The organism is Nocardia sp. NPDC052112, assembly GCF_040680135.1.
GTDB lineage: Bacteria > Actinomycetota > Actinomycetes > Mycobacteriales > Mycobacteriaceae > Nocardia.
Map to the genome: position 1 here is coordinate 313946 of NZ_JBFAWD010000003.1, position 22327 is coordinate 336272.

The 22327-nt window shown below is 65.8% G+C and carries 21 protein-coding genes; 4 read left to right on the forward strand and 17 right to left on the reverse strand.

From position 1 onward, the window contains the following. Positions 1–36: 36 nt before the first annotated feature. On the forward strand, positions 37–981 hold the full coding sequence (locus AB0L58_RS07490) for a hypothetical protein (protein WP_364382667.1): 945 nt from the start codon (positions 37–39) through the stop codon (positions 979–981). Between the two features lie 67 nt (positions 982–1048). Here the strand turns inward: AB0L58_RS07490 and AB0L58_RS07495 are convergent, their stop codons facing one another. The 6 genes from AB0L58_RS07495 to AB0L58_RS07520 form a co-directional block, all read right to left on the reverse strand. After that, positions 1049–2278 carry a cytochrome P450 gene (locus AB0L58_RS07495; RefSeq protein WP_364383203.1) on the reverse strand — a complete coding sequence of 410 codons (1230 nt, stop codon included), beginning with the start codon at positions 2276–2278 and terminating at the stop codon, positions 1049–1051. A 10-nt stretch (positions 2279–2288) separates the two neighbouring features. Continuing rightward, positions 2289–3380: a cytochrome P450 gene (locus AB0L58_RS07500; RefSeq protein WP_364382670.1), complete on the reverse strand. Its 1092-nt coding sequence runs from the start codon at positions 3378–3380 to the stop codon at positions 2289–2291. Positions 3381–3539: 159 nt separating this feature from the next. Then, complete coding sequence (locus tag AB0L58_RS07505) at positions 3540–4145, reverse strand: ATP/GTP-binding protein (protein WP_364382673.1); 606 nt, start codon at positions 4143–4145, stop codon at positions 3540–3542. Further along, a complete protein-coding gene (locus AB0L58_RS07510) occupies positions 4120–4470 on the reverse strand; it encodes a DUF742 domain-containing protein (protein ID WP_364382676.1) in 351 nt (116 codons plus the stop codon). Before AB0L58_RS07510 ends, AB0L58_RS07505 begins: the two co-directional genes overlap by 26 nt. Beyond that, positions 4467–4895, reverse strand: a complete 429-nt coding sequence (locus AB0L58_RS07515) for a roadblock/LC7 domain-containing protein (RefSeq protein WP_364382679.1) — start codon at positions 4893–4895, stop codon at positions 4467–4469. The genes AB0L58_RS07510 and AB0L58_RS07515 overlap by 4 nt, the downstream gene beginning before the upstream one ends. Beyond that, a complete protein-coding gene (locus tag AB0L58_RS07520; protein ID WP_364382682.1) occupies positions 4895–6325 on the reverse strand; it encodes an ATP-binding protein in 1431 nt (476 codons plus the stop codon). The genes AB0L58_RS07515 and AB0L58_RS07520 overlap by 1 nt, the downstream gene beginning before the upstream one ends. Before the next feature lie 421 nt (positions 6326–6746). Between AB0L58_RS07520 and AB0L58_RS07525 the strand changes: the two genes are divergently transcribed. Continuing rightward, complete coding sequence (locus tag AB0L58_RS07525; protein WP_364382685.1) at positions 6747–7178, forward strand: SRPBCC family protein; 432 nt, start codon at positions 6747–6749, stop codon at positions 7176–7178. 13 nt (positions 7179–7191) lie between these two features. Then, on the forward strand, positions 7192–7977 hold the full coding sequence (locus AB0L58_RS07530; protein ID WP_364382688.1) for an alpha/beta fold hydrolase: 786 nt from the start codon (positions 7192–7194) through the stop codon (positions 7975–7977). Positions 7978–8019: 42 nt separating this feature from the next. On the opposite strand, the gene AB0L58_RS07535 is transcribed toward AB0L58_RS07530, so the two are convergent. After that, positions 8020–9555, reverse strand: coding sequence for a DHA2 family efflux MFS transporter permease subunit (locus tag AB0L58_RS07535; protein WP_364382691.1), 1536 nt, complete (start codon positions 9553–9555; stop codon positions 8020–8022). A 269-nt stretch (positions 9556–9824) separates the two neighbouring features. Between AB0L58_RS07535 and AB0L58_RS07540 the strand changes: the two genes are divergently transcribed. Then, a complete protein-coding gene (locus AB0L58_RS07540; protein WP_364382694.1) occupies positions 9825–10466 on the forward strand; it encodes a helix-turn-helix domain-containing protein in 642 nt (213 codons plus the stop codon). On the opposite strand, the gene AB0L58_RS07545 is transcribed toward AB0L58_RS07540, so the two are convergent. The 10 genes from AB0L58_RS07545 to AB0L58_RS07590 form a co-directional block, all read right to left on the reverse strand. Continuing rightward, positions 10420–11346 (reverse strand): DMT family transporter, encoded by a 927-nt coding sequence (locus AB0L58_RS07545; RefSeq protein WP_364382697.1) that lies wholly within the window; start codon positions 11344–11346, stop codon positions 10420–10422. The two genes, AB0L58_RS07540 and AB0L58_RS07545, sit on opposite strands and share 47 nt — an antisense overlap. Positions 11347–11455: 109 nt before the next feature. Further along, positions 11456–12622, reverse strand: a complete 1167-nt coding sequence (gene alc, locus AB0L58_RS07550) for an allantoicase (RefSeq protein ID WP_364382700.1) — start codon at positions 12620–12622, stop codon at positions 11456–11458. Beyond that, the gene (allB, locus tag AB0L58_RS07555; RefSeq protein ID WP_364382703.1) at positions 12619–13998 is read right to left on the reverse strand and encodes an allantoinase AllB; all 1380 of its coding nucleotides are present in this window, start codon (positions 13996–13998) and stop codon (positions 12619–12621) included. The genes alc and allB overlap by 4 nt, the downstream gene beginning before the upstream one ends. Before the next feature lie 19 nt (positions 13999–14017). Then, positions 14018–15661, reverse strand: a complete 1644-nt coding sequence (locus tag AB0L58_RS07560) for a glycerate kinase (RefSeq protein WP_364382706.1) — start codon at positions 15659–15661, stop codon at positions 14018–14020. A 6-nt stretch (positions 15662–15667) separates the two neighbouring features. After that, on the reverse strand, positions 15668–17443 hold the full coding sequence (gene gcl, locus AB0L58_RS07565) for a glyoxylate carboligase (RefSeq protein WP_364382709.1): 1776 nt from the start codon (positions 17441–17443) through the stop codon (positions 15668–15670). Between the two features lie 2 nt (positions 17444–17445). Further along, entirely contained in the window at positions 17446–18372 is a 927-nt protein-coding gene (locus tag AB0L58_RS07570) for an NAD(P)-binding domain-containing protein (RefSeq protein WP_364382712.1), read from the reverse strand. Next, on the reverse strand, positions 18369–19172 hold the full coding sequence (locus tag AB0L58_RS07575) for a TIM barrel protein (RefSeq protein ID WP_364382715.1): 804 nt from the start codon (positions 19170–19172) through the stop codon (positions 18369–18371). Before AB0L58_RS07575 ends, AB0L58_RS07570 begins: the two co-directional genes overlap by 4 nt. Then, positions 19169–19549 carry a gamma-glutamylcyclotransferase gene (locus AB0L58_RS07580; RefSeq protein ID WP_364382718.1) on the reverse strand — a complete coding sequence of 127 codons (381 nt, stop codon included), beginning with the start codon at positions 19547–19549 and terminating at the stop codon, positions 19169–19171. Before AB0L58_RS07580 ends, AB0L58_RS07575 begins: the two co-directional genes overlap by 4 nt. A gap of 186 nt (positions 19550–19735) precedes the next feature. After that, positions 19736–20803 (reverse strand): XdhC family protein, encoded by a 1068-nt coding sequence (locus AB0L58_RS07585; RefSeq protein ID WP_364382721.1) that lies wholly within the window; start codon positions 20801–20803, stop codon positions 19736–19738. Between the two features lie 4 nt (positions 20804–20807). Beyond that, a complete protein-coding gene (locus AB0L58_RS07590) occupies positions 20808–22250 on the reverse strand; it encodes an NCS2 family permease (protein WP_364382724.1) in 1443 nt (480 codons plus the stop codon). Positions 22251–22327: the final 77 nt, after the last annotated feature.

Consider the following 22327-nt stretch of genomic DNA (forward strand, 5'->3'; position numbering starts at 1 on the left):
GCATGCGGCTGCGGCAACTGGACTAATCTGCGGCACATGGCAGTTACCTGGCCGGACGAAATCGACGATGTCTTGCGTGGTGATCTCACCGCTGGATTGGCCTATGTCACTCCCGCCGGCGGGGCGGTGGTGACGGCGGTATCGCCGATCGGGATGCGGGATCGGGAGCTGGGCACCGTCGGGTTCACCACCTCGCTCGGCTTCGGTCGCAAGCTGGAGCGGATCAAACACGAGCCGAAGGTCGCGCTGGCATATCACGCGCGCGAGCATGGTCTGGGCGATCAGCACAATCAGCACTTCGTACTGGTACAGGGCATCGCGACCTTCGACGCCCAGCCCGATCGGGACGCCCTCGATCGCATCGGCGAGCAGGCGACGCCCTATCTGGGCGCACCGCGGCGCGGCCGCTTCTGGGATCGCTGGCTCAGCGCGTATTACACCGACCGGGTATTGGTGACGATCGCGGTCACCCGGATCATCGCCTGGCCGAATCCGGATGCGACCGGCGAACCGGAGGTATTCGGCGAACCGATGCCCGCCATCGCGGATTCGCAGAAGCCGCCCGCCAAAGGCACCGGCCCCCGGGTGGACAGCAGCAAGGCCGCCGCACGCGCGACGAAACTACCGCACAGTCTGCTCGCCTACCGCCAGTCCGACGGCTATCCGGCCGTGGTCCCCGTGCACGTCACCGGATCGAGCGCGGCGGGGGTAAACCTCACGGTCCCAGCGGAAGTCGCCCAGGGCGGCCGCCGTGCGGGCATTCTCTCCCACAGCTACCGCCCACAACTCGTCGGCCTCGAATGCCGCCAGCACACCGGCTGGATCGAAATCGACGGCACCGACGCGATCTACGCGCCACACACCCAGTCCGGCTTCCTCGCACCCCCGAACAAGACACTGCTGTTGCTGGCCAACGGATTGATGGCCCGACGCGGACTGGCCCAAGCCCGGAAACAAGGCCGCATCGACGCATTGAGCTGACCGGGCCCGGCAGGGCACGAACCCCCTCCAGATCGAAATCGGAAGGGGGCCCGGCTTTTCAGGTGGACTACTCCCCCGGTACCAGCGTCACCGGCAGCCTGGCATGCCCATTGGAGATGAAGCTGGCCACCGAACCCAACTCGGACGGATCCGCCGCCAGCCGCATATTCGGAAACCGCTCGAAGATCGCGGGCAACGACACCAGCGCCTCGAGCCGGGCCAACGGCGCCCCGAGGCAATGGTGCGCGCCGTACCCGAAAGCCAAGTGGTCCTTGGTTTCTCGGGCCACATCGAATTGATCGGCGGTGTCACCGTGCACCTTCGGATCACGGTTCGCCGCCGCGTACGAGGCGAGAATCGGCTCACCCTTGTGGATACGCACCCCGTCGACCTCGATATCGTCGACCGCGAACCGCAATGGCAGATGGGCGACCGGCGCCTCGAACCGCAGCGCCTCCTCGACCACATCGGCCCAGGTCGCCTGCTCCGCGACCAGCGCGGCGCGCTGCTGCGGATTGGTCAGCAGCGCGAAGATCGCCTGGTCGAGCAGGTTGACCGTGGTTTCGTGCCCGGCGCTGATGACGAGCAGCAGCGTGTCGATCAATTCCTGCTCGGTGAGCTGGGACCCGTCGTCCTCGTCGCGGTGCGAAATCAGCAGACTGGTCATATCGTCGCCGGGATGGTCGCGCCGATGCGCCACCAATTCACCGAGGATCCGATACATCTCCCTATAGTTCGCCTGCGACTCCTCCGGCCCGAGCGAGGTGTCGAAAATACCGTCGACGCACCGACGCAAGCCCGGATTGAGTTCTTCGGGCACACCCATCAATTCGGAGATGACCTGAATGGGCAGCGGATACGCGAGACTCTCACGCAGATCGACCGATTCGCCCGCAGGCGTCTTCGCGAGCTCGGCCAGCAGATCCTCGGTGATTCGCTCGATCTGCCCGCGCATGGCCTCGGTGCGCCGATGGGTGAACGCGGGCGCGACCAGTTTGCGCAGCCGCTTGTGGTCCGTGTCGTAGGCGGTGAACATATTGTTCACCGCGACCCACAGGAAAAGCGGCCAGTCCTGCGGTATCTCACCATTGATGAACGCGGGCCAGTGCTGGCTCGCATCCTTGGAGACCCGCGCGTCGACGAGCAACTTCTTGAGCAGCCCGGCATCGGTGACCGACCAGGCCCGCACACCACCTGGCAGTTCCACCAGCGCCACCGGCCCGCGCTCGCGCAGGCGTGCGGATTCGCCCTGGATATCGGTTCCCGCCAGATCCAGGGTGATGGGTTGTTGCACGATGGAAATCTCCTTACGGCATGACCAGCGGAGGGGATTTGGGGAACGTGACGGGCAGGGACACCAGCGCACGATGGAACGGACCCGGCCGAAAGGTGAGTTGTTCGGGTCTTGTCGCCAAACGCATTTCGGGCAGCGCGTCGAGCAATTGGTCGATGGCGTCCTGGACAACCAGATAGGCGACCGACTGCGCCGGGCAGGCATGTGGGCCCACGCTCCACGCCAGATGCGAACGATTGGGCCCGAATTCGTTCACCCCGACGGCGGGATCGTTATTGCATCCGGACATGCTGATGACGACCGGTTGATGTGCGGGCAGCCAGACACCGTCGATCAAGATCGGCTGTTTCGGATAGGAGACGCAATAGTTCGCCAACGGTGGGTCGGTGAACAGCACTTCGTCGAGCGCGTCACGGGTCGAAAGACTTCCGCCGTGCACGCTGCCTGCGAACCGGTCGTCGGTCAACATCAGCAGCAGCGTATTGGTGATCAGATTCTGCTGCGGTTCGATGCCCGCGCCGTAGACGGTGACGAGCTGGTGGATCATCTCCTCATCCGAAAGCACGGCCGAATGCGCGATCAGCCGCGAGGTGATGTCGTCACCAGGTTCGCTGCGCTTGAGCGTGACGAGTTCGAACAGCGCGTCGGTGAGCATCGCATTGCCCTTCTCGGCGTTGACCCCCTCGAAGATCGCGGCCATTCCGGTGGCGACCTGCTGGCTGATTTCCGCCGGGCAGCCGAGCATCACATTCAGCACCTGGAAGGCAAGCGGAAATGCGTACTGGCTGATCAGATCGGCCGCACCGTCCCCGCAGAAGGCATTGATCAACGGGACTGCGACACCTTCGACAACGGAATGCAATGCGTGCCGATCGACTTCGGCGAGACTTGTGGCGTTTGCCTGTCGATAGCGCAGATGCTCGTTTCCCGCACTGCGCAAGGCATTCGGGCGCCATTCCAGCATCGGCAGGACCGGGCATTCACCGGGAATCTGCTGCTGCCAGGTGCGCGGGTCGGCCGGAAAGTGGTCGGGATCGTTGAGGATTCGTACGGCGGTGTGATAGCCGATCACCAAAGTGGCCGGCACACCGGGCGACAGGTCCACCGGTACCAACGATCCGTACCGGCGCCGCATATCACGGTACGCGCGGTGCGGATCGGCTGCGAACTCCTCGGAATAAAGCGATACGCGCGGGCCGTCGGTGTCGATCGGCGACCCCAACGCGACAGGGCCGTGCTTTGTTGAATCAGTGTGCAACGCGTCTTACTTCCGGGACTCCTGACGATGGAATAGGAACTCGACGAGCGTGATCAGCGACATCAGACAGGTGCTGCGCTGACGAGCGTCGAGCGATGTCAGTGGAGTATCCGGTGCCAGATCCAGTGCGTCACGGATCTCTTCGAGCGGATAGCGCTTGGCACCTTCGAACTGATTGACCGCGACCGAATACTGCACCCCGCGCTCCTCGAGCACGGACAGCACCTCGTCGGCCTTCTCGATGCGCCGAGTATCCACCAGGACCAGAGCGCCGAGCGCGCCGCGCGCCAACTCCTCCCACAGCGGGACGAAGCGCCGCTGTCCCGGCGTCCCGAAAAGATAGAGCGCGAGTGTGGGATTCAGCGTGATGCGGCCGAAATCCATCGCTACGGTCGTCTGCGATTTGCCGGGTAACCCGGCCATATCGTCGACGCCGACACTGGCCTCGGTGATCGTCTCCTCCGTGCGCAGCGGTCGGATTTCCGAAATGCTGTTCACGAATGTCGTTTTGCCGACACCGAAATTGCCTGCCACCAAGAGCTTTACCGACCGGGTCACGGTCTCCGGCACATAGTCGACAGTGCGCTCAGGCCGGGAGAGCGCGGAGCCCATTGAGTACCTCCTCGAGCAGGGTGATCTCCGGCATGACTTCGGCCGGGGTCGGAGTGGCCAGATGTTCGCTGTCCAGCAGATCGGCGACGACGATCTTCACCACGGACGGCGGCAAGTCGAGATACGCGGCGATCTCGGCAACGGACAGCGCGCTGCGACGGCTGCACAGGTTCAGCACCTGGCGCGCATCGGGGGTCGCACCAGGCGCCGGATCCTTGGCGGCGACGACCAAGGTGACCAGGTCCAAGTCACGACTGGGACGGATCCGCCCCCCGGTGCGCACATAGGCCCGGACCAAGTCTGGGTCTCGCCGAGACCTGGTCATGACGTCAAGCCGCCCTCAACCCTTCCGCGCGGCTGGGCGCCTAACTCGTGCCCGACCCGCCCGGCGAGTTCATTCATGCGGTGCGCGACCAGACCGATATCGGTCTCGGGCGTTGTCGACACACCGAGCAGTGCACCTTCACCCGCCGCGGTGATCAGGATCATGCCCTGGTCGTATTCGGTCATGTTCTGACGCACACCATTATCGAGGCCACCACAGAATTCGCCGAGCGCCTTACCTAGTGAGCGCAGACCCGAGGCAGCCGCGGCGAAACGCTCGGCATCATCCTTCATGACACCGTCGGAGTGCGCGATCCGCAGTCCGTCGTCGGAAAGCAGCACCGCGAACCGGACGCCGGGAACGTTGCTGAGATCCTCGAGTAGCCAACCCAGCCTATTGCTGCTGTCGGTCACCGGTGTGCTCATCAGGATGACATCCCTTCGCTGTTATCGGAGGCAGCAGCCTCGCGGCCGCTCTTGGAACCCGTCTGCCAGGCGGAGGCGATTTCGGGACGAGCCTGTCCCGCTTCGGATTCGGTGCCGGTCTGCGCGGGTACCGAAGACACCGCCCGACGACGTCGCTTGGGTAGGCCGCCACTGGTGATCTCGTGCACAGCGAACTCCTCGTTCTCGGCGGGTTGTTCGCCCACCCCGGCCAAGACCGGAACCGGGGATAATTCGAAGGGCTTATCCTCGGCGACAGCGGTCGGCACGGGTTCCGGGGCCGGGGTGACCGCGGGAACGGCCGGTTCGGCGTTCGTCACCGCGGTGACGAGCAGGGCCTCGGGGATGTAGACCATCGCCCGCATACCGCCGTAGACGTTCGGGCCATCGATGTAGACGGTGAACCCATAGCGCCGGGCCAGTGCCGCGATACCGGGAAAACCGACGCGCGGGGACGGGCCGAGCTGGTGGATGTCGATCGGGCGCTCGTTCGCGAGCACCTGCCTGGCCTCCTCCATCTGCTCCGCATTCATCCGCACACCGGCATCGTCGATGATGACGGTGACGCCGTGGTGGCCCTCTTGGAAGGTCACATCCACATATGACGTCGGCGGGGAGTAGCGCAGCGCATTGTCGAGCAGCGTGGCCAGGGTGTGCACGAGCGGTTCCACCGCCCGGCTGATGACGACGCGGTCGAGCTGGTTGGCTCGCACCCGCAAGTAGTCACGGACACGGCCGATCGCGCCGCCGACCACGTCGGTGAGCGACTGCGCGGGCCAGCGCCGACCCGGCAGACCACCACAGACGATCACATACGACTGCGCCTGCCGCAGCATCTGCTGCACGGTGTGGTCGATGCGGGTGAGGGTGGCATAGACCTCGTCGTCGCGGTGCTCACGCAGCGCCGCGCTCACCACCTGACTGACATCCGCGCCGAGGCTGACCACAGAGGTGCCGAAGGAACGCACCGCCGCACTGGTCGCGGCCCGCGAGGCGGATTCGATCTCGGCGCGCGTGCCCTCCTCGGTCGCCTTGATCGCCTGCTGCGACTTTTCCTCGGCTTCGTGCGCGGACTGCTCGTGCGCCTCCGACTGCACCATGCGCAGATCGTCGGCGTACCGCTCGGAAATCCATTGCAGGCATTGGACGAACCGGGAATTCTCCTGACCCGTCGGCACCTCGATGGCCGAAACCGGTGCCTCGAAGCGGCGCACCGCCTCGGTCATCGCCGGTAGTGTCTGGCCGGCGAAGTGTTCGAGGGTTTCCTCCTGCGCCCGATTCGCTCTATTGAGTGTGTCGGCGCGTATCTTCTGTTGTTTCGCGTATTGCGCTACATACAACGCCGCCGCCACGGCAATAATGAGAGCGGGGGCGAGGATCCATGAAAGCACCACGGCGATATCTTGATTCATCAGCTCTCTCGTCGTTGCGACAGCCGGTGTCACTGCGCGTTGTCTCGCCTTCCTCGCGACGCCGACCAGGATCAACATTCGTCGAATGCGGCTACATCGACACCGGCACCAACCCCAGAGTGCCCGCAGGGCAAGCAATTCGAGGAATCACCTACCGCGCGGATCGAGCCGATAAGCAGCTCGGCACCCGACGACCCGCCCACAGTAGCAGCATCGCCCGGAAGTCTCTCTCGATCCGAGGACCACATTCCGATTCCTCGAACCGCCAGCGCCCCCATCGGATTTCGCAAGCCACCCGATCGGTTCGATTGGCCTGCACAAATTTCACGTCGGCGATGCCACACGGAGCCGGTTCGGTAGCCGGACGCTATGGTCGAACGCCACAAATAGCCGAACCGCGAGTACCGGATACTATGCGCGAATGGCAAAGCTGAAGGTGTCCGTCGACGTGCCGATTTCGCCGCAGGAGGCCTGGTCGCACACCGCCGACCTCACCGAACTCGACAAATGGCTCCTCATGCACGAAGCGTGGCGCGACGAGGTGCCCGCCGAACTCACCGTCGGCACCCAACTGGTCGGTGTCGCATCGGTCAAGGGCTTGCGCAACCGGGTCACCTGGACAGTCAAGGCCGCTGAACCGCCGCGGCGACTTGCCTTGAGCGGCACGGGCAAGGGCGGCACCAAATTCAAGCTCGAACTGCTCGTCGCCGCGAAGGGTGCGGGTTCGGAGGTCACCGTCGATATCGATCTGGGCGGCGCGCCCCTGTTCGGCCCGATCGGTTCCGGCGTCGCGCGGGCGCTGAAGGGCGATATCGAGCGCTCGCTGGAACGTTTCGTCGCGCTGTACGGCTGAGAGGAATTCGAACGTGCTGTATGCCAAGGCCGCCGACGGCGCCCGGATCGCCTATCAGACCGGCGGTGACGGCGCACCGCTGCTGCTGCTCACCGGGCAGGCCAATAACCACCACTGGTGGGATGGCGTTCGTGCCGATTTCGAGACCACGTATCGCACCGTCTCGTTGGACTATCGCGGAACCGGTGACAGCGATAAACCGGATATCCCGTACAGCACCCTCGGATTCGCCGAGGACGCCATTGCGGTGCTCGACGATCTCGGCATCGAGAAGACCGCGGTGTACGGCACATCGATGGGTGGTCGGGTCGCGCAGTGGCTGGCCGCGCGATTCCCGGATCGGGTGCATACGCTGGTGCTCGGCTGCACGTCGCCGGGTGGTCGCCACGCCGTCGAGCGCGACGCCGAGGTGCGCAAGTCGCTGGCTCAGCCCGATCCGGTGGCGGCGCGACAGGCGCTGCTGGAACTGATGTACACCCCGGCGTATCTGGCGAGCGCGTCCGGACCGTTCAATACCCTCGGCGATCCGGCCATGCCCGCCTACGCCAAGCGCAGACATCTCTACGCGAGCAATAAGCACGACGCCTGGGAGGTGCTCGCGGAGATCGCGGTTCCGACGCTGGTCGTGCACGGGAGCGAGGACCGATTCAATCCCGCGTCGAACGCGCCGTTGCTCGCGGAGCGGATTTCCGGCGCGCGGTTGGCGTGGATACCGGGCGCGCGGCACGGCTATTTCGACGAATTCCGAAAGACCGCAAGCCCGCTCGTGCTGGAATTCCTGGACGCGAACCGTCCGTAGTCCGAGTTCGCCTGGTGCACAGGCGAACTCGGACTCCGCAGGCTAATGCACCAGCGCCGGTGCCTCCGCGACTTCGGCCGTCTGCGGCTTGGTGCGCGGCAGGAACGCCGCGGGCACCAAGGTCAGCACGATGAGCGCCAGCGCCACGATGTAAGTGTGGCTGAATGCCGTCGCGGCCTGGCTCAATCCGGTTTCGACCGCACCGGGCGGCAACTGCGCCGCGATCGAGGGATCGTAGTTCGACGCGATCGCGGGCTTGGCGAACGGATGCTGGTTCAGCAGGCTGCTGAGCACCACCGACATCGTCGCGGTGCCGATGGACCCGGCGGACTGGTTGATGATGTTCATCAATGTCGTACCGCGCGCGACCTGCTGGCGGGTCAGCGTCTGGATTGCCGCGGTCATGGTCGGCATCATGGTGCAGCCCATACCGAGGCCCATCACGAACAGCGCGCCCAACATGTACGGATACGGCGTATCCGACTTCAACTGCACGAAGAACACCGTGCCGAGCGAGATCAGCGCGACGCCGGTCAACACGATCTTGCCCGGACCGATCTTGTCGACGAGTCGACCCGCGATCGGCATCGTCACCATCGCGCCGAGACCCTGCGGGGCCAGCAGCAGACCGGCCGCCATGGCCGTTTCGCCGCGCACCTGCTGCAGGTAGGTCGGCAGCAGCAGGCCCGCGCCGAAGAACGCGGTGGCGAACAGCACCATGGTCAGCACCGCGAAGGTCAGCGACCGGTTGCGGAACAGGTGCAGATCGATCAGCGGATGCTCGGTGCGCAGTGCGTGCGGGACGAACAGCGCGATGAGCACCAGGCCGATGACGGCGGGTATGAGCACCTTGGCCGAGATGACCGTGCCCTCACCCGGAATCGAGGAGACGCCGTAGAGGAACAGCGCCAGACCCGGCGAGGCCAGCAGCATGCCGAGGAAGTCGAAGGATTCCGACGGCTCCGGCTTGTCCGCGGGGAACACGATGAAGGCGCAGATGAGCGCGATGATCCCGACCGGAACATTGATCAGGAAGATCCATTTCCAGCCGTAGCTGTCGATCAGCCAACCGCCCAGGATCGGACCGCCGATCGGACCGAGCAGCATCGGCACGCCGAGCACCGCCATCACCCGCCCGACGCGTTGCGGGCCGGCCGCATGGGTCATGATCGTCATGCCGAGCGGCATGAGCATGCCGCCGCCGAGACCCTGGATGACGCGGAAGGCGATGAGCGACTCCATACTCCAGGCCTGGCTGCACAGCACCGATCCGAGCACGAACAGCGTCAGCGCGAGCATGTACAGCCGTTTGGTGCCGAACCGGTCCGCCGCCCAACCGGTCAGCGGGATGACGCTGGCCAGCGCGAGGGTGTAGCCGGTCATCGACCAGGCCGCGATCGCGGTGGTGGTATGGAACTCGTTCTGGAATTTCGGGATCGCGACGGTTACGACGGTGATATCCAGGATCGACATGATCGCGCCGAGCACGACCACCCCTGCCACCTTGAAAACCGCGATGTCGAGCTTGTCGGTCGCGGGATCCGCTGCCACCGACGTGCTATCCGGAGGATGTGTCACCGCTTAAGCCTCGCACCTCACCGACCAAATGGCCAGCAAATTCTGCGACCTTCGCCACACCTCGGGTCTGCCGCGATCTCTCGGAGTACAAGCATCAGATGATGGCGGCGTGATCTTGCAGATATTCGATTCCGGATTCGCCACGAAACCCGATCGAATGTATGTTCGAATACCGCTCGTGAATGTGGGGTTGGGTGTGCAGTTGCAGGCGACGGTGCTGCCTGCGCGGGGTCGATGAAGTCGTCGTCTCCCGGGGAAGTGCTGTCTCGGTGCTCGACCGTGGTCTCCGAACCTGTGATTCCGCAGGCGTTTCCGGGCCGGTGGCGCTGATGGCCGGATATCGGGTGCCAGAGGGGTGGACGGTGCAGTCGTATCGGTTCGCACTCGACCCCACCCTCGCTCAGGAGCGGGTGTTGGCCTCGCACGCCGGGGCCGCGCGCAAGGCGTTCAACGTAATGCTGGATGTGGTAAAGGCGAATCTGGCTCAGCGGGCCGCCGAACGGTCGTACGGCTCGAGCGAGGACAGGTTGACGCCGCTACAGGGCTGGTCACTAGCGGCGTTGCGTAAGTCCTGGAATCAGCGCAAGACCGTGGTCGCGCCGTGGTGGGCCACCAACACAAGGACGTGGAGCCGACCGCAAGACCCGCCCGCCAGGCGGGGAAGGCAGGTGGCGTGGAAGCGTCAACCCCGCACGGCCATCCGGCCGGGAAGACGGGGACTGCCGCTCCGCAAGGAACGGCTGCCTGAAACAGGTGTCGTCACACAGACACTCACACTTCAGGTAACGGCAGAATCGACAGGCGTGGTTTCCCCCGCGGCCGCCGCACACATCGCCGAACGCGCAACTCGACCGACCAACGCGATCAGCGTGGAGCAGGTTCGACCGTTTCCGGATCGACAGATGGGCTGACGGGCGGCCGGGACCGCGTGACGGCAACACCGGCCAGGCACAGGACACCGCCGACGATGGTCAGCGCGCCGGGCACCTCGCCCAGCGCGATCCAGGACATCAACACGACGAGGGCCGGGACCGCGTAGGTTGTCACGCCCATTTTCCCGGCCGTCGTGCGGGCCAGCGCGAAGGCCCATGTGGTGAAAGCCAAAGCTGTGGGGAAGACGCCCAGGTACACCAGACTCAGCGTCGACGACAGCGGCGCGTCGGCCGCCTCGGTGACCAGTTGCCAGGAGAACGGCAGACACGCGACGGTTCCGATGACCGAGCCGAAGGTGACCACCTGCAATGCGGATGCGCTCGCCAGCGCCGGTTTCTGCGCGATGGTCGATGCCGCCCAGACGATGGCTGCGAGCAGGCACAGCACGACACCGAGCACCGCCGCGCCGCCGCCATCGGAGGTCGACAGTCCGACAACGATGGTTCCGGCGAACGACACGACCAGCCCGACCATCAGCCGGGCCGGAAACCCTTCCCGCAGGACCAGTCCGCCGAGCACCGCGATCAGCACCGGACCGATGCCGACGACCATCGCCGCGGTCCCGGCGTCGACATTGCGCTCACCCCAGTTCAACGCCACCATGTAGACGCCGAACCACAGCACACCGGAGATTACGATGCCCGGCCACGCGGCCCGCGGAGGCAGGCCCTCACCACGGATGACCAGCACCGTCACCAGCGTGATCGAGGCGGCGAGCAATCGCCCGAGTGCCAGCGCACCCGGCGAAAAGTCGTGTCCCGCACTGCGGATGAAGACGAAGGCCGACGCCCACAAGACCACCGTCACGGCGGCGGCGGCGATGGCTTGCCGCTCGACCGACCCATCCGTACGCATCATGGGCCGAACGTAGATCAGCCGGCCGACAAGTGCCAGCGGTTTTCGGACGCACACCGAGCCGGTCGAGCGGGCCACCGGTGCGTGCGCAGATTTCCCGCTCGACCAGCGACTACAACGCGAGCAGCGCCTCGATCACGGCCGACGGCACCGCGTCGGGGCTCGCGAAGGGGCGTTGCGCCAACAGCTTCCGCGCTTCGTCATGGGACAGTCCGCCATCTGTGGTGAGTACTTCGAGCGCATGTGCTTCGGGGAGGGCAGCGAGCCAGGTGACGGTGTTGCCGACCAAGGTCTGCGGATCGATCTCGCCGTGGATCCGCAACCGGGCCACGCCGCCGTCGGGGTACACATCGAGCCGGACATGGGTGACCGGCGCATCGGCTCCGATCCGGAAGAAGTGACGCGCATCCGGCTGCAGCCGCGTGCGCGGCAGCAATTCGGTCCAGGTCGACGGATCATCCAGGTCCGCACCGGAATCGGCATCGGTACCGCGCAGCACCGCCCAACCCGGCGCATTGCCGACATAGTTCGAGGTATCGATCTCCACGCGCCGAATCGCCCCGCGCGCACCCAGTCGCACCGTGACGTGATCATTGCCCGCATCGCGGCGACGCGCGCCCTCCCAGCCCTCGTCCATCTGCCGCGACCGGCCGGGCAGCAGGATATTGGTCGGCGCGGAGAAGAACATGTCGGAGCAGTCGACCACATCGCCGCCGTGTTCCAGGGCGGCGAGATCGACTGTGCCACTGAGGAAACGGGGATCCGGCAGCGGTGTGCCGTGAACACGGAAGCGGGCCACGCCGCCGTCCGGGTAGATCGAGAGCCGGATGTGGGTGAAGCGGCGCTCGTCGGCGACCTCGAAGAAGTTGCCGGTATCGCCCGCGATATCCGACTTCGCGACCAGTGTCACCCATTCGGCCTGCTGGAGTTCGGCAGGCGACGGCTGCCCCTCCATACTCGTCGCCTCGACCGAGGCGAAGGGCGGGTAATTACCGATGAACCAGGAGGTGTCGATGACGACACCGTGCACCCGCCCCGGCACACCCAGCCGGACAACCGCATAGTCATTGCCGGCTTCGCGACGACGCCGTGTTTCCCAGCCGTCGTAGGTCTTGCCCTTGTGACCGAAGTCCTCGGTGCTGAAAACCGCACGGCCGGGCCGGATCAGATTCTCCCGCTCGGCGAACAACTCGTCGTTGGCGTAGACGACACCGCCCGCGAGCGCGCGGGAGGCGAGATCGGGCAGTCGGGTGAAGGCGGGGGCGGATTGATCGGTCATACTTCTCCTCGGGCCAGGAGCCGCCCCTGCGGCTCGTTGTCGATATCGATTCGGTTGCCGCGCAACCAGGTGCCGCGGACCGCACCCGCGAGTGGGCGGGCCGCGTACGGTGTGACGGCATTCTTGTGGTGCAGGCGATGCACGTCGACGACGAAGGCGTCATCGGGTGCGAAGACACAGAAGTCCGCGTCGTAGCCGACCTCGATGGCGCCCTTGCGCCGCAGGCCCGCATGTTCGGCGGGCGCGCGGCTCATCCAGCGCGCGACATCCACCAGGCTGAATCCGCGCAGTCGCGCTTCGGTCCAGACAGCCGAAAGTCCGAGTTGCAGTGAGGAAATGCCACCCCAGGCGCGGGCAAAGTCACCGGTGTCGAAGCACTTGAGGTCGGCCGTCGATGGGGAGTGGTCCGAGACCACCATATCGATGGTGCCGTCGCGCAACCCTTCCCAGAGCAATTCGCGATTGCCGCTCTCACGGATCGGCGGACAACATTTGAATTGCGTTGCACCGTCCGGAATTTCCTCCGCCGCGAACGACAGGTAGTGCGGACAGGTCTCGGCGGTGATCCGGACGCCGTCGCGGCGGGCCGATGCGATCATGGGCAGCGCATCCGAACTCGACACGTGCAGGATGTGCACGCGAGCGCCGGTCCACCTGGCCAGTTCGATCACCTGGGCGACGGCCAGGTTCTCCGCACCGCGCGGGCGCGAACGCAGGAAGCCGGAGTACTTGTCCCCCTGCGGAATCGGTGCGTGTTCGATCGAGTGCGCGTCCTCCGCGTGCACAATGAGCAGACCGTCGAACAAACGTATCTCCCGCATGACCAGTTCCAGTTGGGTGGCGTCCAGTGCCGGGAATTCGTCCACACCGGAGTGCAGCAGAAAGCATTTGAAGCCGAATACCCCAGCGTCTTGCAGCTGCCGCAGATCAGCCAGATTTCCGGGGATCGCTCCGGCCCAGAATCCGACGTCGACATGCACGCGGCCCTGCGCGGTCTTGCGCTTCACTTCGAGTGCCGCGAGATCGCAGGTCGGCGGAATGCTGTTGAGCGGCATATCGATAATGGTGGTGACACCGCCCGCCGCGGCCGCCTTCGTCGCGCTCGGGAAGCCCTCCCATTCGGTGCGGCCGGGATCGTTGACGTGCACGTGCGCATCCACGACGCCGGGCAGCAGTACCTCGTCGGCGGCCAGTTCGACGATCGTTTTCGCGGTCAGGATGGAGTCCAGTGGTTCGATCGCCACGATCCGGCCGTCGCGCACGCCGATCGAGCCGCCGGTCTCCCCCGTCGTCCCGATGATCCGCTCCGCACGGATCACCAGGTCCAGGTGTGTGGGGACCGGTGAGATCGGCTGGATCTCGGAGTTCTCCCGCATCACACAGCTCCATCGCAAATCATCGGAATCTCCCGTCGAATGTCCTTGCGCCGCCGCTGCTTCGGGAGGCGGCGACGATGTCATCGGCCAGGTCCGCGACGCTCCGCTGCGGAGCGGCCGCCTCGGCGGCGTGGTCTGCGGCCACTTGGCCCGCAGTGGCCTCCGGCGGCCGGCGCCCGACAGACGGGTCCTTCGCCGTGGCCGCCCCGGCCGCGTGGCCTGCAGACTCTTGGTTCGCAGCGGCCTCCGGTAACTGGTGCTCGGCAGATCGCCGCTCCACCGTGACCGCCCCAACGGCGTGGTTCGCAGGCATCTGACCCGTAGCAGCCTCCGGCAGCTGGTGCCCGACAGACGACCGCTCCGCCGTGGCCGCCCCGACGACGTGGCCAGCAGACACATGATCCGCAGCGGCCTCCGGCGACTGGTGCTCGGCAGGTCGCCGCTCCGCCGTGACCGCCCCGACGACGTGGCCGGCAGACACATGATCCGTAGCGGCCTCCGGCGACTGGTGCTCCGCAGATGACCGTTCCGCCGTGGGATCCAACGGCAGGTGTTCCACGGCGAGCCGCGCACCCAGCCGCTCGAGCAGCACGTCCCCCTCCGCGAAGCAGCGCGCGATATCGGGTTCGATATCGGCCAGGGCGTATGCGGCCGAGAACCCCGCCTCATGCAATCGCTTGGAGGGCAGCGTATTCCGGCCGCAAACGGCGATGACCGGTACGCCCGCAAACCCGGCGGCAGTAGCGACCCCGGCCGGTGCCTTGCCGTACAGGGTCTGCTCATCGAGCATGCCCTCCCCGGTCACCACCAGATCCGCACCGGCGACCTGTTCCGCGAAACCGACCAGCTCCAAAACCAATTCGATCCCGGGACGCAGCCGAGCACCGAGCACAGCGACGGCCGCGAACCCGACCCCGCCCGCCGCACCGGCGCCCGCACGATCGCGCAGATCGTTCCCGGTGGCGACCGCGACACAGTCCGCCCAATGAGCGAGCGCCGCATCGAGCACTTCCACTTGGTCACCGTCGGCGCCCTTTTGCGGACCATAGACGGCGGCCGCACCGCGCGGACCGGTGAGGGGATTGTCGACATCGCACGCGACGGTGACCTCGACCCCGCCCAGCAGTTCCCGCACCGGCGCGAAGTCGATCGTGTGCAGCCGCGCCAATGCCGCACCGCCGTCCTCGATTTCGGCCCCATCGACATCGAGCAGTCGTGCACCGAGCGCCGCGAGCAGCCCGGCACCGCCATCGGTACCCGCACTGCCGCCGATGCCGAGTACCACCCGACGGCAACCCGCATCGATGGCCGCCGCGATGACCTCGCCGGTACCCCGGCTGGTGGCCGTCATCGGCGCGAACTTCCCGCCCGGTAGCCGTACGAGCCCGGATACGTCCGCCAATTCCACGACGGCGATATCGTCGCGGCGGGCATACGCCGTGCACACCGGCTCGCCGGTGGGTCCGGAGGCGGTTGCCAGGACCGCCTCGAAACCCGCAGCCAAAGCAGCGGCGACGGTGCCGTCCCCGCCGTCCGCGATGGGCACCACCGACACCTCGGCACCGGGCCGGACGCGGTGGATACCGGCCCGGACAGCGGCACCGACCTGTGCGGCGGTCAACGACCCCTTGAACTTGTCGGACGCGATCAGGACTCGAGTCATGGCGGCTCAGTCCAGCTGCGCGGTCGCGGTCGGGACGTCGGCCGCGGACTGTGCCAGCTCCTCGAATTCGACGATATTGTCGATCTCGAGTCCCATCGACACATTCGTCACCCGTTCGAGGATGATTTCGACGATCACCGGCACCCGGAATTCGGTCACCAGCTTCTTCGCCTCATCGAGGGCGGAACCGATCCACGCCGGATCGAATACCCGAATCGCCTTGCAGCCCAAGCCTTCCGCGACCTTGACGTGGTCGACGCCGTACCCGGCGAGCTCTGGGCTGTTGATGTTGTCGAAGGCGAGCTGTACGTAGTAATCCATGTCGAACGCGCGCTGCGCTTGACGGATCAGGCCCAGATACGAATTGTTCACCACGACATGGATATACGGGATATTGAACTGCGCGCCGACCGCCAATTCCTCGATGAGGAACTGGAAGTCGTAGTCGCCCGAGAGCGCAACAACGGTGGCATCGGGATCTGCCGTCGCGACACCGATGGCCGCGGGTACCGTCCAGCCCAGCGGCCCGGCCTGGCCCGCATTGATCCAGTGCCGCGGTCGGTAGACGTGCAGCAGCTGCGCCGCCTGGATCTGCGACAGACCGATGGTGCTGACGTAGCGCACCTCGGGCCCGAATGCCTTGTTCATCTCTTCGTAGACCCGCTGCGGCTTGATCGGCATATCGTCGAAGTGCGTCTTACGCAGCCCGACCTGTTTCCGGTTGCGGCACTGCTCGGCCCACACACTGCGGTCGGGCAGCCGTCCGGCCACATCGATCTCGCGCGCGACCTCGACGAAAACGCGCAGCGCGGCACCGGCGTCGGAGGTGATGCCGTAGTCCGGTGCGAATACCCGGCCGATCTGAGTGGGCTCGATATCGACATGTACGAAGGTGCGGTCCTTGGTGTAGGTCTCCACACCGCCGGTATGCCGATTGGCCCAACGATTTCCGATACCGAGCACGAAATCGGATTCGAGCAGGGTGGCATTGCCGTACCGGTGCGAGGTCTGCAGTCCGACCATGCCCGCGTGCAGCGCGTGGTCGTCGGGAATCGTGCCCCAGCCCATCAGCGTCGGCACCACCGGCACACCGGTGAGTTCGGCGAATTCGACCAGCAGCGCCGCGGCATCGGCATTAACGATGCCGCCACCCGCGACGATCAGCGGCCGCTGCGCCGAATTCAGCAGCTCGATGGCCTTGACCGCCTGCGCCCGCGTCGCGGCCGGGCGGTGCACCTCGAGCGGCTCGTAAGTCTCGATGTCGAACTCGATTTCGGCGAGCTGCACATCGATGGGCAGATCGATCAGGACCGGGCCCGGCCGACCCTCGCGCATCAACCGGAAGGCCTTCTGGAAGGTCCCCGGTACCTGTGCGGGCTCGAGTACCGTCACCGCCCACTTGCTCACCGGTGCGGCGATCGAAGCGATATCGACGGCCTGGAAATCCTCCTTGTGCAGCTTGGCGACTGGAGCCTGACCGGTGATGCACAGGATCGGAATCGAATCCGCGCCGGCGGAATACAGGCCGGTGATCATATCGGTGCCCGCCGGCCCCGAGGTACCGATGCAGACGCCGATATTGCCCGCTGCCGCTCGGGTGTACCCCTCGGCCATATGCGAGGCGGCCTCGACGTGGCGGGCCAGCACATGCTTGATACCGCCGTGTGCGCGCATCGCGCTGTAGAAGGGATTGATCGCGGCACCCGGCAAGCCGAATGCCTGTGTCGCGCCTTCCTTTTCGAGAATCAGAACCGCGGCGTCCACGGTGCGCATACGTGCCATGGTCAGTTCCCCCGGCCCGACAGCGCCTCGGTCACCTTCAGCAGACCCGAGTGGTCCAGCGAGCCGTGCCCCATCGCGCGGGCGGCGGCGATCAGCTGTGCGGTCAGCGCGCCCATCGGGATCGACACCTCGGCGTCACGAGCGGCCTGCAGGATGATGCCCATATCCTTGTGGTGCAGGTCGATTCGGAAGCCTGGCTCGAAATCGCGCCGCAGCATGGACGCCCGCTTGAGTTCGAGGACCTTGCTGCCCGCGAGCCCACCCGCCAACACATCGAGGCCCTTTTCGGCATCCGCGCCCAGGTTCTCCATCAGCAGGATCGCCTCGGCCACCAGGGCATAGGTACCGCCGACAACGAGCTGGTTCGCGGCCTTGACCACCTGACCGGCACCGTTCGGTCCCACCAGCGCGAAGGTCTTGCCGACCGTCTCGAAAATCGGTGTGGCCGCGCCGAAGTCGGCCTCGTTCCCACCGACCATGATCGACAGCGCGGCATTGATCGCGCCGGGCTCACCGCCGGAAACCGGGGCGTCGAGCACCCGTAGCTGCCGTTCGGCGCCCCGTTCGGCGGTCCAGCGCGCGGTCTCGGGCGTAATGGTGGAGAAGTCGATGTACAGCGTGCCGGGCGCGGCATGCACCAGCACCTCGGCGAAGACCGCCTCGACGTGCTCGTCCTGCGGCAGCATCGTGATGACGATGTCCGCGTCCCGTACCGCTTCCGCGACACCGGCGGCGGCCGAACCACCCGCGGCCTTCAGCTTGTCCAGACCGGTGGGGCCGATATCGTAGCCGGTCACCTGATGTCCGGCCTTGACCAGGTGGCCCGCCATCGGGCTGCCCATGATCCCCAGGCCGATAAATCCGATCTTGCGCCCACCCGTCGCCCGGCCGCCACCTCGCACGGAATCGCTACGCGATGCTGCAGTCATTTCATCCACTTCCAATTCAGCTCGGGGTCTTTGTATTCGAGGCCGATCCAGCCGTCGTAGCCGCTTTCGGCGAGGGTTTCGAACAGCCCGGCGAAGTCGAGTTCACCGGTGCCGGGACGGCCGCGGCCCGGACTGTCGGCCATCTGCACGTGGCCGATATCCGGTGCGTGCGTGCGGATTGCCGCGTGCAGCCCCGCATCCATCCGGGCGAGGTGGTAGAGGTCGCAGAGGAAGCGCACATTGGGCGCGCCGGTCTGCTCGATGATCCGCACGGCGTGCGCCGCGCTCACGATCGGATAGTCCGGCGAATCAAAGGAATTCAGTGCCTCCAGCAGTACGGTGGCACCGATGACATCCGCCGCCTGCGCGGCCAGACGCAGGTTCTCCAGCGCGAGCTCGTCCTGCTTGTCCGGGCTCTCGCCCTCGACCCGGTTCCCGTACAGGGCGTTCAGCGCACGGCAGCCGGTCTCCTCGGCGATACCGATGGCGACCTCGACATTGTCGCGGAACCTGGTGACCTCGCTCGGTATGGAGACCAGACCGCGGCCGCCCGCCGGAATCAGATCGATGAAGTTCAGCCCGACCAATTCCACACCGGCATCGCGGATCGCGCGGACGAATGCGTCGATCTCCTTATCGCCCGGCGTCGGATCCTCCCCGAACGGCCACCAGAATTCGACCGCGTCGAATCCGGCTTGCTTTGCCGCGGCGGGACGTTCGAGCAGCGGGAGATCGGTGAACAGGATCGAACAATTGACGTCGAATTTCGGGAATGCGGTACCCCCGGAATGCGTGGTCATTCAGCTCCTTCACGGTATTTCCGCCAGCTGCCGATCGCGGTGATGTCGATCAGCTCCGGATATGAGGTGGGCGGGCGGCGCAGCAGCATCGACAGGACCGAACGGCCGTCGTCGAGTTCGATCGCGCCGAGTTCGAGTTCGGGCGGTTCGGCTGGTAGCAGCCGCTGCCGCAGCACATCCATCGGCACGTCGAAGAGTTCGCCGGAGATCGAGTCGCCGCCATCGGCAGCGGGATCCAGACCCGGGAACCGGTTGCCGACCGAATAGAAACGATAGCGCGGTGCGGTTTTTGCTTCCCCCGCGAAAGGCGCACCGTCCAGCAGATGATTGAGCGGTCCGCCACGCATGGCGGCCCCATTCAGAAATATCAACGGCATTCAGCGGTTCCTTTGTTCGCAATTTAGTCAATTATGTTGGCCGACTGCACGGCCGGAACAGCGGTAATGAGCACGAAGCCGATCGAATTTCCCGGAGTCGATTTCGTAGGATGCTCCAGCCGCAGTCCGGGCACCGAAACCGCACCCCGCGTACCGGGTGTGCGGATGCACGGCGGGGCGCGCGGCTCACCAGACCGGGAGCAGGTCCCGGTGGATCGGTCCGCCGGTGGCGGTGAGCGGTTGGGCCGAACCGCCCCGGCGGATCGCTACGATCTCGGCGGCGATGGACACCGCGGTCTCCTCCGCGGTGCGCGCGCCCAGATCCAGACCGATCGGCGAATGCAATTGGGCCAGTTCGGATTCTGCGATACCGGCGGCGCGCAGCTTGGCCATGCGGTCCGCATGGGTACGACGCGAACCCATCGCGCCCACATAGGCCACCGGCAGGCGCAGCGCCACCTCGAGCAGCGGAATATCGAACTTGGCGTCATGGGTGAGCACACACAGCACGGTGCGCGAATCGACCTGTGTGCGTGCGAGATAGCGGTCCGGCCACTGCACGACGATCTCGTCGGCATCTGGAAAACGCGCACGCGTGGCGAATACCGGGCGGGCATCGCAGACCGTGACGTGATATCCGAGGAAACGGCCGATTCTGGTCACCGCGGACGCGAAATCGATAGCACCGAAGACGATCATCCGCGGCGGCGGCACATACGATTGCACGAATACCGTGACGGCACCGGCACCGCAGCCGATCTCCCGCACACCGGTGGTGCCGGTATCGAGCATGGCTCTGGCCTCGGCCACGACCACCTCGTCGAAGGCGGCGCCGACGGTCCACCAGGACCCGATCGCCATGGCCGCACCGGTTTCCAGGTCTCGAACCAGTGCCACCGCCTCGTCGGTGCGCAGGATCGCCTCGATGGCGACTCGCTCGATCGCGGTGATCCGCTGGACGCAGACCTCCAGTTTGCCGCCGCAGGTCAGGCCGACCGCGAAGGCGTCATCATCGCTGTATCCGAAGGTTTCGCGCACCGGCTGCCCGGTGCGCAGGACCTCACGGCAGAGCTCGTACACCGCGCCCTCGACACAGCCACCGGAGATACTTCCGATGACAATGCCGTCGGCGTCGACCGCCAGCGCCGCGCCGGGCGGCCGAGGGGCACTTCCGGTGACGCCGATGACGGTGGCCACGGCGTAATCCTTGCCCGCCGCATGCCATTTCCGCAATTCTGCCGTGAGGTCGCGCATGGTGCTATCCGCCCAGGAGTAGTTCGATGGCCGAGATGCCGAAGTAACCGGCGAAGACGAGGCTCACCACCCCGATCAGCCAATGGATTTCACGGAATTTGCCGCGCGCCAGCTTGATCACGACGTATGCGATCAGGCCCGCGCCGACACCGTTGGTGATGGAGTAGGTGAACGGCATCAGCACGATCGTCAGGAAGGCGGGCACCGCCACCTCGAGATCGTTCCAATCGATTTTGCGGGCCTGGGTCATCATCAGCGCACCGACGATCACCAGCGCCGGCGCGGCGGCCTGGATCGGCACCACGGCCGCGAGCGGGGTGAAAAATACGGCGAGGCAGAATAATCCACCGGTAACCAGGCTGGTCAGTCCGGTGCGGGCGCCCTCACCGACTCCCGTCGCGGATTCGACGTACACAGTATTTCCGGCGCCGCCGCTGACACCACCGATGACCTGCGAGATACCGTCGATGGTCAGCACCTTGCCGATACCCGGCATGGTGCCCTTTTCATCGAGCAGTCCGGCCTCGTCGCAGACGCCGAAAACCGTTCCCATGGCATCGAAGAACCCGGTCAACACCAGGGTGAACAGCACGACCCCCGCAACCAGCCCGCCCGCCTCGGCGAAACCGCCGAAGAGGTCGATATTCAGCGCCAGCCCGAAATCGGGTGCGGCGAAGAATCCCTTCGGCTTCTCCGGGACCACCGGCCCCCAGGCCTGCGGGTCGATCTTCGCCAGCGCATTGACAACGATGGCCAGCACTGTCGAGATGGCGATGCTGATCAGAATCGCACCCGGCACCTTGCGGATGAACAGTGCCAGCATCACAAGCAGGCCGACCGCAAAAATCACTACGGGCCAACCGGATAGGTGACCACCGGCGCCGAGGGTGACCGGCGGACCGGTCTGCGCGCCGTGTCCGACCACTCCGGCCGAGACCAGTCCGATCATCGCGATGAACATGCCGATCCCGACGCCGATCGCATTCTTGAGACCGAGCGGGATGGCGTTGATGATCATGGTCCGCAGGCCGGTCGCGGCCAGGATCACGATGATCACGCCCATCAGGACGACCAGCCCCATGGTCTGTGGCCAGGTCATATGCGGCGCCGCCTGGAAGGCGACGACCGGAACCACACCGAGTCCGGCGGCGAGCGCCAAGGGCACATTGCCCGCCACGCCCATCAGGATGGTGCTGAGTCCCGCGGAAAACGCGGTGGCCGTGGTGAGTTGAGCGATGCTCAGCTTGTCACCGTTGACATCCGCGACGCCGCCGAGAATCAGCGGCACCAAAAGAATGACGTAGGCCATGGCGACGAAAGTCGTAATGCCGCCACGGATTTCGCGGGAAACGGTGGTTCGGCGTTCGCTCAGCCGGAAGAACCGGTCGAGCGCGGACCTTCCTGCTACCGGCTCTGGTGTGCTGGGCTTGGTCTGAATCTGGGTCATTGGCGTGCCCTCCTCGGGGCGTAGCCGACCTACGGTCCGGCGGCTGTCCTTTTGGACTGGGGCCGGACCGCACGGTT

Excerpts from the sequence above, each read along its gene's own strand:
- AB0L58_RS07490 (WP_364382667.1), top strand. The coding sequence starts at position 37 with ATGGCAGTTACCTGGCCGGACGAAATCGACGATGTCTTGCGTGGTGAT.
- AB0L58_RS07505 (WP_364382673.1), bottom strand. The coding sequence starts at position 4,145 with ATGGGCTCCGCGCTCTCCCGGCCTGAGCGCACTGTCGACTATGTGCCG.
- AB0L58_RS07510 (WP_364382676.1), bottom strand. The coding sequence starts at position 4,470 with ATGACCAGGTCTCGGCGAGACCCAGACTTGGTCCGGGCCTATGTGCGC.
- AB0L58_RS07515 (WP_364382679.1), bottom strand. The coding sequence starts at position 4,895 with ATGAGCACACCGGTGACCGACAGCAGCAATAGGCTGGGTTGGCTACTC.
- AB0L58_RS07520 (WP_364382682.1), bottom strand. The coding sequence starts at position 6,325 with ATGAATCAAGATATCGCCGTGGTGCTTTCATGGATCCTCGCCCCCGCT.
- AB0L58_RS07525 (WP_364382685.1), top strand. The coding sequence starts at position 6,747 with ATGGCAAAGCTGAAGGTGTCCGTCGACGTGCCGATTTCGCCGCAGGAG.
- AB0L58_RS07545 (WP_364382697.1), bottom strand. The coding sequence starts at position 11,346 with ATGATGCGTACGGATGGGTCGGTCGAGCGGCAAGCCATCGCCGCCGCC.
- alc (WP_364382700.1), bottom strand. The coding sequence starts at position 12,622 with ATGACCGATCAATCCGCCCCCGCCTTCACCCGACTGCCCGATCTCGCC.
- allB (WP_364382703.1), bottom strand. The coding sequence starts at position 13,998 with ATGCGGGAGAACTCCGAGATCCAGCCGATCTCACCGGTCCCCACACAC.
- AB0L58_RS07560 (WP_364382706.1), bottom strand. The coding sequence starts at position 15,661 with ATGACTCGAGTCCTGATCGCGTCCGACAAGTTCAAGGGGTCGTTGACC.
- gcl (WP_364382709.1), bottom strand. The coding sequence starts at position 17,443 with ATGGCACGTATGCGCACCGTGGACGCCGCGGTTCTGATTCTCGAAAAG.
- AB0L58_RS07570 (WP_364382712.1), bottom strand. The coding sequence starts at position 18,372 with ATGACTGCAGCATCGCGTAGCGATTCCGTGCGAGGTGGCGGCCGGGCG.
- AB0L58_RS07575 (WP_364382715.1), bottom strand. The coding sequence starts at position 19,172 with ATGACCACGCATTCCGGGGGTACCGCATTCCCGAAATTCGACGTCAAT.
- AB0L58_RS07580 (WP_364382718.1), bottom strand. The coding sequence starts at position 19,549 with ATGCCGTTGATATTTCTGAATGGGGCCGCCATGCGTGGCGGACCGCTC.
- AB0L58_RS07585 (WP_364382721.1), bottom strand. The coding sequence starts at position 20,803 with ATGCGCGACCTCACGGCAGAATTGCGGAAATGGCATGCGGCGGGCAAG.
- AB0L58_RS07590 (WP_364382724.1), bottom strand. The coding sequence starts at position 22,250 with ATGACCCAGATTCAGACCAAGCCCAGCACACCAGAGCCGGTAGCAGGA.